14 protein-coding genes are annotated in these 15,070 nt (G+C 71.6%); 7 read left to right on the top strand and 7 right to left on the bottom strand.

What is annotated here, in order from left to right:
- Window positions 1-819: 819 nt before the first annotated feature.
- Window positions 820-1,440, top strand: coding sequence for a VC0807 family protein (locus AXW62_RS08055; protein ID WP_060943893.1), 621 nt, complete (start codon window positions 820-822; stop codon window positions 1,438-1,440).
- A 313-nt stretch (window positions 1,441-1,753) separates the two neighbouring features.
- On the top strand, window positions 1,754-2,551 hold the full coding sequence (locus AXW62_RS08060) for an SAM-dependent methyltransferase (RefSeq protein ID WP_060943894.1): 798 nt from the start codon (window positions 1,754-1,756) through the stop codon (window positions 2,549-2,551).
- A 61-nt stretch (window positions 2,552-2,612) separates the two neighbouring features.
- Here AXW62_RS08060 and AXW62_RS08065 read toward each other — a convergent pair whose 3' ends face one another.
- From AXW62_RS08065 to AXW62_RS08090, 6 genes are all read right to left on the bottom strand, one after another.
- Window positions 2,613-3,206 (bottom strand): TetR/AcrR family transcriptional regulator, encoded by a 594-nt coding sequence (locus AXW62_RS08065; protein ID WP_060943895.1) that lies wholly within the window; start codon window positions 3,204-3,206, stop codon window positions 2,613-2,615.
- Between the two features lie 43 nt (window positions 3,207-3,249).
- A complete protein-coding gene (locus AXW62_RS08070; RefSeq protein WP_060943896.1) occupies window positions 3,250-4,191 on the bottom strand; it encodes a quinone oxidoreductase family protein in 942 nt (313 codons plus the stop codon).
- Between the two features lie 389 nt (window positions 4,192-4,580).
- Window positions 4,581-5,486: an SCO6745 family protein gene (locus tag AXW62_RS08075; RefSeq protein ID WP_060943897.1), complete on the bottom strand. Its 906-nt coding sequence runs from the start codon at window positions 5,484-5,486 to the stop codon at window positions 4,581-4,583.
- Window positions 5,487-5,544: 58 nt separating this feature from the next.
- Complete coding sequence (locus AXW62_RS08080) at window positions 5,545-6,435, bottom strand: fumarylacetoacetate hydrolase family protein (protein ID WP_060943898.1); 891 nt, start codon at window positions 6,433-6,435, stop codon at window positions 5,545-5,547.
- Entirely contained in the window at window positions 6,432-7,211 is a 780-nt protein-coding gene (locus tag AXW62_RS08085; protein ID WP_060943899.1) for an SDR family NAD(P)-dependent oxidoreductase, read from the bottom strand. Before AXW62_RS08085 ends, AXW62_RS08080 begins: the two co-directional genes overlap by 4 nt.
- Window positions 7,208-8,317 (bottom strand): epoxide hydrolase family protein, encoded by a 1,110-nt coding sequence (locus tag AXW62_RS08090; protein ID WP_060943900.1) that lies wholly within the window; start codon window positions 8,315-8,317, stop codon window positions 7,208-7,210. The genes AXW62_RS08085 and AXW62_RS08090 overlap by 4 nt, the downstream gene beginning before the upstream one ends.
- Before the next feature lie 93 nt (window positions 8,318-8,410).
- Here AXW62_RS08090 and AXW62_RS08095 point away from each other — a divergent pair, with 93 nt between their 5' ends.
- From AXW62_RS08095 to AXW62_RS08115, 5 genes are all read left to right on the top strand, one after another.
- Window positions 8,411-9,313 carry a LysR family transcriptional regulator gene (locus AXW62_RS08095; protein ID WP_060943904.1) on the top strand — a complete coding sequence of 301 codons (903 nt, stop codon included), beginning with the start codon at window positions 8,411-8,413 and terminating at the stop codon, window positions 9,311-9,313.
- Window positions 9,314-9,730: 417 nt separating this feature from the next.
- Window positions 9,731-10,459: a TetR-like C-terminal domain-containing protein gene (locus AXW62_RS08100; protein ID WP_060943901.1), complete on the top strand. Its 729-nt coding sequence runs from the start codon at window positions 9,731-9,733 to the stop codon at window positions 10,457-10,459.
- Between the two features lie 40 nt (window positions 10,460-10,499).
- Window positions 10,500-11,660 (top strand): MAB_1171c family putative transporter, encoded by a 1,161-nt coding sequence (locus AXW62_RS08105; protein WP_060943905.1) that lies wholly within the window; start codon window positions 10,500-10,502, stop codon window positions 11,658-11,660.
- 315 nt (window positions 11,661-11,975) lie between these two features.
- Window positions 11,976-12,446 carry a helix-turn-helix domain-containing protein gene (locus AXW62_RS08110; protein WP_060943902.1) on the top strand — a complete coding sequence of 157 codons (471 nt, stop codon included), beginning with the start codon at window positions 11,976-11,978 and terminating at the stop codon, window positions 12,444-12,446.
- A 13-nt stretch (window positions 12,447-12,459) separates the two neighbouring features.
- A complete protein-coding gene (locus tag AXW62_RS08115) occupies window positions 12,460-13,029 on the top strand; it encodes a toxin (protein ID WP_060943903.1) in 570 nt (189 codons plus the stop codon).
- A 10-nt stretch (window positions 13,030-13,039) separates the two neighbouring features.
- Here AXW62_RS08115 and AXW62_RS08120 read toward each other — a convergent pair.
- A partial coding sequence (locus AXW62_RS08120; RefSeq protein ID WP_159060832.1) for an aminotransferase class I/II-fold pyridoxal phosphate-dependent enzyme occupies window positions 13,040-15,070 on the bottom strand: 2,031 nt, incomplete at its 5' end.

Consider the following 15,070-nt stretch of genomic DNA (forward strand, 5'->3'; position numbering starts at 1 on the left):
GGACCCGGCGGCGCCCGGCGCGGGGGTGGGGGCGGGGGCGGCCAGGGCGCCGGGAGCGGGGCCCGCCGTCAGGGCGAGGGCGGCCAGCGCGCAGCCGGCCGTGAGGACGCGGGCGCCGGGTGTTCGGGTTCTCCGGGGCGCGGTCTCTTCGATGCGTCGGTGCCACATGGGGGGTGGTCCTTCCGTGACGTGGGATCAAGGGGCACGTGCACGTCCCACAGGTTTGTCCGCGGCGGGGATCAGTTCCAGGTGCGGACCGAAGCTGGCCGAAAAGCGCCGCTCGGCGGCGTTAACCGAACGTTCACCGTGAGGAGCGGTGGCCGGGCCGCCGCCAGCGCGGAGCGGCCACGGCGGATCGCTCCTCCCCGGGCGCCCCGACGCCGGGCGCGAGCCCCGTGATGACCCACTATCAGCACTACTGGAAGGGATTTTCCGGTGTAACTGCAATACACGGAAACAGTTGTTTACGGGGGGAATTCTCGGGGTGCGGCGATGTGCGGGCCCGCGCTCTCCGAGGAATTCTGACCGGGCGCCAGAAAGTGAACCCGAGCGGCTCTTTGCTCATCATCGCCCTCTTGAAACGAGCTTCCATGGAGATTTTGGCGACACTTGGCGCCCCAGCCCTGTCCCCTGTTGCCGGGTCTGTTTTACCTTCGCCCTTTCCACACGACCCGGAACGCTTACAGGGGAACCGTGCTCACTCAGGACACCACGACCACGCAAGGCGCTCGGAGCGCATCCCGGACCGGGGCGACCCGCTTCAGCGAACGTCCGGCAGCGCCCGCCCGGTCCAGGCGCGCCGCCGCCGTCGGCTGGGCCGTGACGCTCAGCCTCAACGTGGCCGCACCGATCATCACGTACAACGCACTGCGCGATCAGGGCTGGGGCGAATGCCCCGCGCTGCTGCTCAGCAGCGCCTGGCCGGTGCTGGACAGCGTCGTCCACCTGGCCTGGCGGCGCCGCCTCGACGAATTCGCCGTCGTCACCATGGTGTTCCTGGTGATCACGGCCGTGGTCTCGCTCGTCGGCGCGCACTCGGCCCGCGCCCTGCTGGTCAAGGACTCGGCCGTCACGGGGCTGTTCGGGCTGCTGTGCCTGGCGACACTCATGGCGCCGCGCCCGCTGATGTTCTACTTCGGGCGCAAGTTCGCCACCGACGGCACCGCCGCGAGCACCGCGTGGTGGAACGGCCTGTGGGAGATCGAAGGCTTCCGCAGAAGCATCATCACGATGACGGCGGTCTGGGGCGTGGCCTACTGCCTGGAGTCCGGGGTCCGGGTGGCGCTGGCCTTCACCCTGAGAACGGACACCATGGTGGTCCTGAGCCCGGTCCTGATCTACGGCGTGCTGGGTGCCCTCGGCCTGTGGACGGCCTGGTACGGCAAGCACTCGCGCCGCAAGGGCGAGGAGCGCGCCGCCGCGGCAGCCGCCCAGAGCTGACCGGTCCGGCCACCACCGCCATCGCGGAGGCGGCACCCGGTCCTCGCGGAGAACGGCACTCAGCCGCCGGGGAGTTCCCCGCCGACCGGGGGCTCGGCGGCGCGGGCGGGATGGACAGCGGCACGGACAGCGGGGTTCCCGCGGGACCCCCGGATCGCCGAAAGCCGAAAGCCGGACGCCGCAGCGGACCGCCCGCGGATGAACGGTGACGTCGCACCGGAGGCAGGGTCGGCACGCCCGGTGAGCCCTATGGGAAGCTGTCCGTCAGCCGGACGCGGAACGGGGCCGTGACGGTTGCCGAGAGGAGTGCAGCGTGACAGAGAACGGCTTCCGCGCCGAGCAGATCGATACCGCCAGGCCGCACCCCGCGCGCATCTACGACTATCTGCTGGGCGGCAAGAACAACTACGAGGTGGACCGCGAGGCCGGTGACCGGCTCGCGGCCGCGGCGCCCGAGGTGCGGCTGGGCGTGCGGGCCAACCGCGACTTCCTGCGGCGCGCGGTGCGGTACGTGGTCGGCGGCGGTATCCGGCAGATCCTCGACATCGGCACCGGGCTGCCCAGTTCGCCCCATGTGCACGAGATCGCCCAGGAGATGGCCCCGGACGTGCGGGTCGCGTACGTCGACAACGACCCGATCGTCAACACCTACGCCAATGTGCTCCTCAGCGGCTCCGCCGCGACCAGCATCGCCCTGGCCGACCTGCGTGATCCGCGGGGCATCGTGGACCACCCCGACGTCCGCCGGGTCATCGACTTCGACGAGCCGGTCGCGGTGCTCCTGGTCGCCATCGTCCACTTCCTCACCGAGGCGGAGGAGCCGGCGCGGGTGGTCGCCACCCTGCGCGACGCGCTGCCGGCCGGAAGCTGTCTGGTGCTCTCCCACGCCACGGGCGACTTCGCCGACCGCAGCGCGGCCCAGGCGGTGTACGACAAGGCCACCGCACCGTTGAACCTGCGTTCCCACGCCGAGATCGAGCGGTTCTTCGACGGCTTCACCCTGGTCGAGCCCGGTCTGGTCCAGGTCCCGTTCTGGCGCCCGGACGCCCCGCCGCCGACCCGGCCCGGTGAGATCGGCTACTACGGCGGTGTGGCGCGCAAGACCGGCTGACCCCCGCACCACGGGCCGAGCGGCCGGTGGGCGCCTCGCCGCCCGGTGACGCCCGCCGGTGTCAGCCGCTCCGCGTGCAGTGGCGTCCGCGACCGCTTCCGACTCCGGACAGCACGGCGAGTGCGACGTCCTCCGAGAACTCCGGGCCGAGTGCCGAGTGGCCGAAGAGCGCCCGGAAGACGATGGGGGCGGCGAACAGGTCCAGCACGAGATCGGTGTCCAGACCGGGGCGGAGGTCACCGCGCGCCCTCCCCTTCCGCAGGGAGGCCAGGCACGCCTCCCGGCGGGGCCCCCAGACCGCGGCGAGGAAGCTCTCCCGCAGCTCGGGGTCGTCCGCGAGATCGGCCACCAGCGCGGGGAGCACATGGCCGAGGGCCGGGTCGTCCATCGCGAGCCGGAGCGCCTCGAGATGTCCGACGATGTCGCAGTGTGTGCATCCGGTGTCCATCTCCACCACACCGGCCCTGTCCCGCGCCATGGCCTCGACGACCAGGTGTTTCTGGCTCTTCCAGCGTCGGCGGATGGCGGGTTTGGTGGTGCCCGCCCGCTGGGCGATGGCCTCCATGGTCAGGGCCGGGTAACCGACTTCGCGGACGAGTTCGGTCACCGCGGCCAGCACGGCGTGGTCGATCCGCTCGTCCCGCCGCCGTGCCATCGAACTCTCCCGGAACCACCCTGAAACCCGTCGCCCGGCCACCTTACCGGGGGAGCAGCACGACCTTGCCGAACACCTTTCCGCTCTCCACCCGCCGCAGTGCGGCCTCGGCCTCGGTGAGCGGGAAGCGCCGGTCGAGCACGGCCGACAGCCGGCCTTCCGCCAGCAGCGCCGTGATCCGCTTCCAGGAGAGCCGGAGGTCTTCCGGGGACACCGAGTTCAGGCTGAGCGCGAACAGCGTGGGCGACTTGTGGAAGTCGCTCAGCAGCGGCCCGAAGGATTCCGGTCCGGGCACGCCACCGGCGCCGCCGCAGAGGACGTAGCGGCCGTTGGGCCGCAGGAGTCCGAGGTGTTCGCCCAGCTCCGGGCCGGCGACCGTGTCCACGACGACGTCGTAGGTCTCCTCGGGCACGGCGGACTGGGTCCGGTCGACCACGCGGGCGGCGCCCAGGGCGCGCAGGCGTTCGCCCCGGGCCGGGGACGAGGTGACGGCGGTGACCTCGGCTCCGCGGGCGTGTGCGATCCGGGTGGCGTGCACGCCGATCCCGCCGCCGGCGCCCCGGACCAGCACACGCTCTCCGGCGGCCACCGCCGCCCGGTGCAGCGCGACCTCGGCCACCAGCGCGTTGACTCCCAGGCCGACCACGTCGGCCGCGTCGGCCCCGCGCGGAGCCGGAAGCACCCGGTCGGCGTCGACGACGGCCTTCTCGGCGTAACCGCCGAACGCCGGCAGGGCCAGCACCCGCTGCCCGGCCAGGCCCTCGGGCGCGTCCGGCCCGACCGCCGTGACCCGGCCGGCCGCTTCCAGGCCGGGCACCGCCCCCTCGCCGGGGAAGTACGGGTACTCGCCCCGCCGGGCCATGACGTCCACGTAGCCGACGCCGATCGCGTCGATGTCCACGAGCACCTGGCCGGGGCCGGGCACGGGTTCCGGCACCTCGCTCACGGCCAGTTCACCGGACGACCTGACGACCGCGGCCTTCATGGCGGCTCCTTCCGTATAACGTTTCGATCCGGATCGGAACGTTATGACGAAGCCCGCCGGACGTCAACAGGACCGCGGCACCAGGGACGGCCCCGGAGCCCCGGCCCGGACATCAGAGAACAAGTAACCCGCCGGTAACTTTCAGGGTTGGACCAGGCTGACGGCAAAAACGCTGTCACCGGCCGCAAACAAGGAGTGTCACGTGCGGCGGGGTCGCGTTCCGCGATCCTCCGGCAGGACCGGGGCGTCGATCGCGGTGACGGGAAAGACGGGCGGCTTCGCGCCGATCGCCGTACCGTCGCCCCTCGCGCCCGGTCCAGCCCCCGGCGTCATCCCGCGCTCCATGTCCGTTCGCATGTCCGTTCGCCGCGGTTGTACGAGAACAACGCCTACCCGGCGGCCTCCGGACCGGCGGACCGCGTGTCTGCCATCTCCACGCGGAAGGGGTATGTCCCGGCCGCGGTGAACGCGTCGTGGATCGGCATGATGAGCGAGGTGAGGCGACGGACGTCGGCGTCGCCGATCGGCGTCCACAGCGCAGCGCAGTGCTCGTCGGTCTCGACCTCGATCCGCTCGCGCGCCGCGAAGCCGGCATCGGTAGCGGTGCCGTCGGCGTCGAGCCAGCCGCGTGCGACGAGGCGTGTCGTTGCCGCGGCCACCTCCTCGTCGTCCCACAGCCGGGTGGCACGCGCGATCGCTTCCGGGAAGTGACCTGTCGCGGTTTGCAGAACGTTGCAGTCACACGGCCCGAGGCCGTTGGCGGCGAGCACGGTGACATGCGCGTCGCCGCGCCACTCGCGCAACACCGTGATCTGCTGCCAGAGCGCGACGAGCGGATCGGCTGGGAGGGGGACCGAGGCGTTGGCGGCAGCCATCGTCTTCCCGGCGTAGTCGGCGCTCGCGACGACCGGGTCGATCAGCGATCGTGCCTCGGCGATCTGATCGGCGGTGAGGTTCACGCCGACGCGGTGCAGCGCACGGCCGACGGCTGCGAAGCGAGCGGCCTGCCACTCCTCTGGCTTCGCCGTATCCCACACGCCTGCCATGGCCCGCACCGACCGCGGACTGAAGTTGTAGAAGGCCGCGAGTGTGACCTGCCACGGGACCGCGCCCATCGGGGCTGACCGGAACGCGAAGTACGCCGGTCCGTACTCGGTCACGCCCAGCTTGGCGGCCTCTTCCGGTGCCTCGGGGATGAAGTAGACGAACAGGTGGGTCGCGTTGATGGTGAGGCTGACCTCGCGGACGGCATTCAGGTCCATGTCAGCGCGGGCAAAGGTGCTGGTGAGATGCATCGTGGTGGTCTCCTGGCAAGGGGCAAGGGGCAAGATCGTCTCTGGTGTATCCGGTACGTCAGGACGGCTCTGGCGCGGTGATCCGTGCGCAGATCGCGCCGAGTTCCCGCACTTCGATCCGGACCGTGTCTCCCGGGGCCAGGTAGCGGCGGTGGCCGGACAACTCCTGGATGCAGCCGGTGCCCACGGGGCCGCTGGCGATGATGTCACCGGCTCGCAGCGTGGTGCCGCGCGACGCGTGCGCCAGCATCTCGCCGATGGACCAGTGGATCTCGTCCCAGCTGCCGCCGCCGTAATGCTCGTCGTTGACGTACCCGTCCATCCGCAACGCATAGCCCCGGTCCGAGCGGTAGGGCTCCAGCTCGTCGGGGGTGACGAGGAACGGGCCGAGGCTGGTCGAGCTGTCTTTGCTCTTGGACGGGCCGTACACGAACCCCATCTCGCTCGCGGAGATGTCGCGTGCGCTCCAGTCGCAGTAGACCAGGTAGCCGGCGATGTGATTCTCCGCCGCGGCGGCGTCGAGGTCCGAGCAGTCCCCGGCGATCACCGCGGCGACCTCGACCTCGTAGTCCCACGACTGAGCGCCCGGGGCGATGGGGACCTCGTCGTACGGCCCCTTGATCGCCGCCGGGTTGGAGAAGAAGAAGAGCGGATATTCGTACCAGACCGGGCTGACCGTGCCGTCGCCAACGGCTGCCTTACCCGCGTTGCTGATGTGACGTTCGAACGCGGCGAAGTTCCGGACCGCCGGGGGCACCGGTATCGGCGCCAGCAGGTCGGCCGTGGCCAGCTCGACGATCTCGGTCGGTTCCCTGGTCGCGGCGGCCTCCAGTCCGCCTTCGGCGCGCAGCAGCTCCAACAGGCCCCTGCCCACGGCGTGGATCTTGTTGTCGTGCACCACGCCGCAGCGCGTGGAGCCGTCGGCGGAGCGGTAGCTGACCCACTTCATCGGGCAAGCACCTCCTGGGTGTAGTCGTAGAGCCGTCGTGCGTCGGCGAGGGAGGATGCCTGAGGGTCCAGGGGGACGGCGACTCCCTCGCTCACGGCGACGGGGTGGCCCGGGGTGCCGGAATCCAGGAACGGCAGGATCTCCTTGACGGCGGTCTCGACGGGTTTACCGGTCGCGCGAAGACGACCGATCTGCGCGGCCTCGGCCTCGTCGTAGTCGCCGGCGAAGCTCGTGGCGACGGTGCCGGGGAAGTTGTTCACGTACCGGATGGCGGGGTGACGGCCGACGAAGTCGACCGCGAGCGCAGCGTTGAGGATCCCGGCCTGGATCATCGCGGTGAGGCCGTGATATTGCGTTCGCTGCTGAAGGTCGTCCCACCGTGGGGGCCCGAAACGCCCGGCGCCGCCGAAGTTGAGCACGACCGGATCGGCGGCGCGGCCGAGTAGGCCGGCCAGGCCGTGGCTGAGCAGGAAACGGCTGAGGTAGGTCAGCGCGAAGTTGGACTCCAGGCCGTCGGCGGTCTCCGTACGCCTGGAGCGCTGGAACCGGGCACCCAGGATGAGGACGTCGATCGTGTCGAGCTCGGCGGAGAGCCGGTCGATCAGCCGCCTGTTCTCGTCGATGAGCTCCAGGTCGGCCCGGATGAACCAGGTGCCGGGCTCGGCCTTGGCCTTGTCGGTCCCGACGACCACGACCCGGTCCCCACGCTCGAGGTAGATACGGGCGAGGCCGCGCCCGATGCCGTCCGTGCCCCCAGTGATCACGACCGTCTTCATGCGGCCACCGCCCGCGCGAACGTGACGATCTCCTCGACGAACAGCTCAGGCTGCTCCAGAGCGGCGAAGTGGCCGCCCGCGGGGATGTCGTCGTTGAAGTAGCGCAGGTCGTGATAGGCGCGCTCGGCCCAGATGCGCGGGGTACGCGTCAGTTCGTCCGGGAAGACGCTGACCCCGACGGGGAGGTCCAGCTCGGTCAGAGCGAGCGGCTGCCGGGCGTACTCCCAGTACAGGCGGGCGGAGGAAGCAGCGGTGCCGGTGAACCAGTACAGGGAGATGTGGTCGAGGATCTCGTCGGGGGTGAGGGCGTCGGGCCGGGCCCAGTCGAGGAACTTCTCGTAGATCCAGGCGGCCTGCCCGGCCGGGGAGTCGGTCAGGGCGTAGCCGATGGTCTGCGGCCGGGTGCGCTGCACGACGTGGTATCCGGAATGGACGGCGAGGAAGCGGCTGCCCTGTTCGAGTGCGGCCTTCTCCTCAGGGGTCGGGTCGTCGCCGACCGGTGGTGCGGCGAGGAACTCGGGGAAGTTGACGTGGATCGCCCGCAGGCCCGCCGGGCGCTGCGCCCCCATGCGGGTCGCGACGACACCGCCCCAGTCCCCTCCCTGGGCCAGGTAGGAGTCATAGCCGAGGCGCCGCATGAGCACGCCGTACGCGCGGGCGATCCGGTCCGGGTCCCAGCCGGTCGAGGCGGGTTGGTCGGAGAAGCCGTAGCCGGGCATCGAGGGGACGACGAGGTGGAAGCCGCGCTCGGTGAGCGGGCCCACGGTCTTGAGGAACTCCAGGAACGAGCCCGGCCATCCGTGCAGCAGCAACAGGGGGGTGGCGTCGGGGCGGGGTGAGCGTACGTGCATGAAGTGGAGGCCGAGACCGTCGATGGTCGTGCGGAACTGGCCCAGTTCGTTGAGCCGCCGCTCCAGATCGCGCCAGTCGTACCCGGTGGCCCAGTACTCCAGCAGCTCCTCAAGGCGCTCCCGCTGCACCCCCTGGCTGCTGTCCGGCGCTGTCTCCCGGCCGGCGAGGCGTACCCGGTGGAGCCGGTCCTTCAGATCCTTCAGGGCACTGTCCGGAATGTCGATACGAAACGGTGTCACGCTGTCCGATGTCATGGTCACACGGTGCGGCCGCGACGAGCGCGCGGTCCAATGATTGTTCCGATACAGGTAATACGGTCTGCGTATGACACCAGCTAGAGTGGGGTGGTGTCCGAACGCTTCCCCGCACCCGTGGACCTCGACCTCCGGCTGGTGCAGTGCTTCACGGTGGTCGCCGAGCACCAGCACTTCGGCCGTGCCGCCGAGGCGCTGCACACCACCCAGCCGTCGCTGAGCCGGCAGATCCGCCGCCTCGAACAGCAAGTGGGCGTCCGCCTTCTCGACCGCACCACGCGCGGCACCCGGCTCAGCGAGGCCGGCGAGGTTTTCCTGCCCCAGGCCCAGGGGCTGCTGCGCGCCGCGGTCGAGGCGATGGCCCGCACCCGGGCCGTGGCCCGGCCCAGCAGCATCACCATCGGCTACAGCAAGGGGCTGGTCATCACCGCAGCCGTGCGGGCCCTGCGGGACCGCAATCCCGATGCCGAGGTCCACACCCGCCTGCTCGCCTGGAACGACTCGCGCGGCGCGCTGCTGGAGCACCGCGTCGACGCGGTAGTGACACGTCTGCCGTTCCCCACCGACCGGCTGCGCGTCACCGTCCTCTACGACGAACCGCGCGTGCTGGTCGTGCCGCGGGACCACCGTCTGGCCGGCAAGGAGTCGGTCACCCTCGACGACATCGCCGACGAGCCGATCCCGCACGTACGCCAGTCCGACCCGTTGCTGAACGCCTACTGGCGGCTCGATCCCCGGCCCGACGGGCGGCCCGCGCCCGACGGCCCCCTGGTCGAAGCCCTTGAGGACAAACACGAACTCATCGCCGCCGGGCAGGCCGTGGCCATCGGGCCGCCCCTCGACCACGCGACCGGCCTGCACCCCAGCCTCACCACCGTCCCGTTGCACGGGGTCGAACCGAGCCAGGTCGTACTCGCCACGCGCGCCGGCGACCGCAGCCGTCTGGTCACCGCTTTCCGCAAGCATGCCGAAGCTCTGCTCACCGGAGCCCCATAGGGCTGGACCGATACGCGGGACAGATCAGCGGCGGCTGCGTTCCCTGGTGTCCGGGCCAGGACTCCCGGGCCGGGACGGGAGGGGCGGGGCGGGCCCACCGGCCGGTCCGGCCGCGTCCGCTCGCCGTCGGTCCCCCCAAGGCCCCGCCACCGCGCGCTGTGCGAGCGCCGGACGAACCGCCTCGCGCCCGCGGGCCGCGTCACGGCGAGGGCGGAACCGCCGGAGGCCCTCGCGCACCGGCCCGCCCCACCGACGGCCGCACACCGGCCCGCCCGGGGGCCGCACACCACCCCGCCCGAGCGCCGTCCTACGACCCGACTCCCCCGCAGACCCCTGTGGCGCGGATCACAGCGCCCGGGCGGGGCGCCCGGGCGACCGCGCCGACCGCCGCCCCAACCGACCGGTACGGTTTGGCCCATGGATGTTTCCGCGACACGCGCCTTAGACGAGAACGCCGGAGCGCAGGCCGCCATCAAGGCCACCGCGCGTCAACTGCTGGTGAAACTGGGCGCCGGAGGGCTGTCCCTGGAGGCCGTGGCCCGCGAGGGGGGCCTTGCCGCAGCCGATGTGGAAGCCGTCTTCCCGCACCGGGACGACCTGTTGACCGCGCTGCTCATCGACGCCTACAACGACTCCGGCGCCGCGATGGAGCAGGCCGATCAGGCCGCCAGGGACGCCCACGCCCCGGCGGGCGCACGGCTCCTCGCGGTCACCCGGGCGCTGCGGACGTGGTCCTTCGCCAACCCCGGCGAGTTCACGCTGATCTATGGCTCGCCCGTTCCCGGCTACCACGCTCCGCAGGACACGGTCCCGCCCGCCTCACGCACCCCCGCGGTCCTGGCCGGCATCGTGCGTTCGGCGCTGGAGGCCGGTGAACTGACCCCGCCCCGGCGGGCGGTGCCGGGACCGCCGCTGCTGCTGCCGGCGGCGCTGGAGCTGTTCGGCGGTGCCCCCGAGGCCCCCTTCTCGGACGTCATCGAGCGCGGCATCGTGCTGTGGAGCAACCTGATCGGGCTGCTGGTGTTCCAGGTCTTCAGCCGCACCCACGACAGCGTCCGGGACGAGTCCGCGTTCTTCGACTACGCCATCGCGGTGGCCGCCGAGGGGATCGGACTCGAGGTCCCCCTGGACGAGACCACCGACTGAGCCGTCCGCCGCGTGCGCGGCACCTGTGGGGGAACGGGCCGTGAACACCATCAAGACACTCTGCTTCGTCATAGCGGCGCTCTCGTCGTACGCCGCGCTCGTCTACCGGCTGTTCCAGATCAGGCGCAGCCGGCGGGAGACCGCCTACCGCACCCTGGTGATCACTCTGGCGCTCCAGAGCCTCACCTTCACCATGGGTGCCGTCGCCATGGGGAGCGACCGCTTCCTGGGCGTCGGCAACCTCGCCATCCTGGTGATGCACCTGTCGGCGGTCGCCTTCTGCGTCAGCGCGCAGATCATCCTGCTGCGCTGGGCGACCGACGCCGAGGAGGCGGGGCGCAAGGCCCGCTACTGGCTGATCACCGGCATCGGCCTCACCGTACTGCTGACGGCGCTGTTCCTCGTCGCCGACGGCCCCGGCCGGCCGGCCTCGGACTTCAACACCGGCAGCGGCCAGCCGGCGGTCCTCACCTACCTCCTGGTCTTCATGGTCTCCCAGGCGGTTCCGTGCGTCACCATCCTGCGCCAGTGCGGCCGCTACGCCCGGATGGCGAGCAAGACCTCGCTGCGGCAGGCCCTGCGGCTGCTCTCGGTCGCCGCGGTGATCCTGTTCCTCTACTGCGCGGCCAGGGTGGTCAACGTCCTCACCGCCGCGTGCGGGATCGACATCGGCGCCTGGACGCTCGCCGCCTCCGTCTTCAGCGCACTGGGCATCGTCACCCTCTCGCTCAGCCTGACGATCTCCTCCTGGGGGGCCTCTGTCACCAAACTGCTGGAGTGGGCGCGCGGTTACCGGTCCTACCGGGCCCTCTACCCGCTCTGGCGGGACCTGTACGAGTCCTCCCCGGACATCGTGCTGGAGCCGCCCGGGGCCGGGGCCTCGGTCTCCGACCTCGACTACCGCCTCCACCGGCGGGTCATCGAAATACGGGACGGATGGCGGGAGTTGCGCCCCTACATCGACCGCACCGCGGGCAGTGGCGACGGGGTGGGTCCCGGGGACAGCGAGGAGACCCGGCAGGCGTTCGCCGAGGCGGCGCAGATCAGACAGGCCCTGCACGCCAAGCGCACCGGCACCGTCCCCGCCGACAACGCGGACACCGGGGACTTCGAGGACCGCGACACCGGCAACTTCACCGCGGAGGTCGTCTGGCTGACCAAGGTGGCGTCCGCCTACCGCAGGCTCGGCAAGGCCCGTTGAGGGATCCCGCCCGGTCCGCCCCCGTCGGGCCGGGCGGGACTTCCCCCGTGATTCCCCCGTACTCCCCCGTACTCCCCCGTTCCTTCTGCCGGGCCGGACGGGTCTCCCCGTCCGGCCCGGCCCGGATCCGGCCCATCAGGCCTGGCCGGGTCCGGGCCGATTCAACCGTCGGCCAACATGGCCACCCCCGTGAGCGAAGTTAGCTGACAGCTATCGGCGAGTTCCCACGGTGGCGGACTCGGGCCCGATTGTCAACTGACCGCTAATCTGCGAAACTTGCGATGAGCCGAGGGGGTGACGGGAGGGAGATTCGCGATGTCCGGGACCGATGACCGGCCCATGCTGGCAGTGCGTCTGGACAACCTCTTCAAGACGGTGCGTCCCAAGGGCAGGCACTGGACCAACGCCGAGGTGGCGGAGGAGCTGAAGCGGGCCAACCCCGAGCTCAAGGTCGGGGGCGTGTATCTGTCGCAGTTGCGGACGGGCAAGCGCTCCAATCCCTCTCCGGATCTCCTGGCCGCCCTGGCGCGCTTCTTCGGCGTGTCGGTCGCCTACTTCTTCGACGACCAGGTCGCCGAGTCGGTGCTCGGCGAGATCGCCGCCATCGAGGCGCTGCGGCAGGCGGGGGTCCGCGCCGTGGCGATGCGGGCGGCCGGGATGAAGAAGGAGAACCTCCAGGCGATCACGACCATCATGGACCAGTACCGGCAGCTCCAGGGGCTGCCGCCAGTCACCGATCCCTCGGATACCGGCCCCTCGGATACCGGTCCCTCGGAGCGGACGTGAGGGGAGCGGCCGGGTGAGAGGCGGCGGCAAGGGGCGGTCGGCCGGTCAGGACCGCCGCAGCCAGCTCAAGAAGCTCCGGAAGGCCGGCGCGCAGCGGATCGCCGACCTCGATCTGCCGGAGGTGGCCGATGTCGCCGAACTCTGCCGTCATCTCGGCGAGGTCCGCGGCCGCCCGATCACGCTGGTCCCGATGCAGATGCCCGCCTCGCACCCGTGCGGGATGTGGGTCGCCGCCCGCGGCGAGGACCTGATCTTCTACGACGCCAATACGACCAGCGCGCATCAGGAGCACATCATCTTGCACGAGCTGGGCCACATCATCTGCTGCCATCGCGGGGCAGGCTGGCTGGACGAGGCGAGTGCCCGCCTCCTCTTCCCCAACCTCGACCCCGACCTCGTGCGTGACATGCTCCTGCGCGCGACCTACGACGACGTTCAGGAACAGGAGGCGGAGATCATCGCCTATCTGCTCTCCCAACGGGTGGGCGGCACCCGGGAAGGGCGTGGCGTGCCCACGGCCGGGGAAGCCGGGGAATCCGGACCGGACGCCATGCTCAGCCGGATCGAACGCACCCTGATCTGATATGCGCCAGTCATCCGCCGGCGGCCGCCACCTCCTCGGCCAGGACCGACACGGCCCGTCGGATGTCCTCCTCGCGGTGCTCGCTGGTGACGAAGAACCGCAGTCTGGCGAGCCCCTCCTCCACGGCGGGGTGGAAGATCGGGTCCGCGATGACCCCCCGGTCGAAGAGGCGGTCCGCGACGCGCAGCGTCCTCGCCGAATCGCCGAGGAGACACGGCACGATCGGCGTGTGGGCGCTGGAGCCCGTGGCCAGGCCCGCCGAGGCGGCCAGGGAGAGGAACAGCTCCGCGTTGCGGCGCAGGGCGCGCACCCGGTGCGGTTCGGCGACGATCAGCTCGGTGGCGGCCAGCGCCGCGGCGGCGTTGGCCGGGGTGAGGCCGACGCTGTAGACGAAGCCGGGCAGCGTGTGCCGCAGCCACCGCACCATCCGGGCCGAGCCGCCGAGGTAACCGCCGCAGCTGGCGAAGGTCTTGGAGAGGGTGCCCATCCACAGGTCCACCTCGGACCGGTCGACGCCGAAGAACTCACCGACACCACGGCCGCGTTCGCCCACCGTGCCGATGCTGTGCGCCTCGTCGACCATCAGCAGAGCCCCGTAGCGCCTCTTCAGCTCGATCACGGCCGGCAGGTCGACCAGGTCGCCGTCCATGCTGTAGGCGCCCTCGACGACGATCAGCACCCGTCTGAACCGGGGCCGGTTGCGCCGCAGCAGGTGTTCCAGCCGGCCGATGTCGTTGTGGGCGAACGGGCGCCGCGCCGCCCCGGACAGGGCGCAGCCCTGGAGGATGCTGTCGTGGGCCAGCGCATCGTGCACCACCAGGTCCCGCGCGCCGACCAGGTGGCCTATCGCGGTGACATTGGTGGCGTGGCCGCTGACCAGCGCCACGCAGTCCGCGACGCCCAGGAAGTCGGCGAGCGCCCGCTCCAGCCGTACGGTCAGCTCCCGTTCGCCGGAGAGCACCCGACTCGCGGAGACCGAGCTGCCGTACCGGTCCACCGCCTCGTGCACGGCCTCGTTCACCGCCGGATGGCCGGAGAGCCCCAGGTAGTTGTAGCTGCCGAAGGACAGGTACGGCCGGCCGCCGACCACGGTCGTGGCGCGGACGTTGCCCTGGTGGATCCGGAAGTAAGGGAAGTCCGCACCACTGCCGGTGATCGAGCGCAGGCGCTCCTCGAACTGCCGCACCTCCGGGAAGTCGTCGACGCGTGCGGTCGCGGCGTCCCAGTCCTCCCGCGGCTGCCGGGGCGGCGGCTCGCCGGGGACCGGCTCGCCCGTGAGGTGCGGATCGACCAGCGCGACCAGCCGCTCCACGGTGAGGGTGGGCGAGAAGATCTCCTCGGTGCGGAAGCCCGGTATCCGCTTGCCGATGTTGACCTCCAGTTCCTGCAGCATCAGGGAGTCGAAGCCGAGGTCGGTCACCAGCTCCATCCGCTCGTCCAGGTCGGTGAGGGGGAAGACGCCGGTCCGGGACACCTCCTCGAGCACGATTGCGGCGGCGGGCGCCCCACCGGCCCGCGCCGCCCCAAACGAGCCCGCCACCCCGGTCCGGTCCTCCCCCGTCGGCCCGGTCCGGTTCTCCCCCACTGTTCCGGGGGTGTGCGGGGCCTGCCCCACCTCGCGGGCCGACGCGTCCACCGCCCAGTGGTGGCGCGGGGCGAGCGGACTCGGCGGCAGGGTGCACGGGGGTATGCGCTCCATCACCGGCCGCAGCCCGGCGCCGGTGACCGCGCGCTCCGCGAGCCGGGCCAGCACGTCCGCGCGTGCCTCGGCAGGCAGCGAACCCGGCGCCGGTACGGCGGCCTCGGGCGGCTCACCGGGTGGCACCGGACCGGCCACCTGGCCCGGACCGAGCTGCCCGGTGCGGCCGGCCGCCACGGCGTCGGCCGCCGCGGTCAGCTTGGCGGCGGCGTCGGCGGTGTCCGCCGCCACCAGGGCGAGGCGTTCGGCGAGGGGAGCCCGGCGGGCCAGGGTGTCCGCCACCGCGGCCAGCGGCGGCCGGTCGTCGGCGAGGGTGCGCGCCAGCTCCCGGGCGTGGCGGGG

Source organism: Streptomyces hygroscopicus subsp. hygroscopicus (assembly GCF_001553455.1).
Classification (GTDB): Bacteria; Actinomycetota; Actinomycetes; order Streptomycetales; family Streptomycetaceae; genus Streptomyces; species Streptomyces hygroscopicus.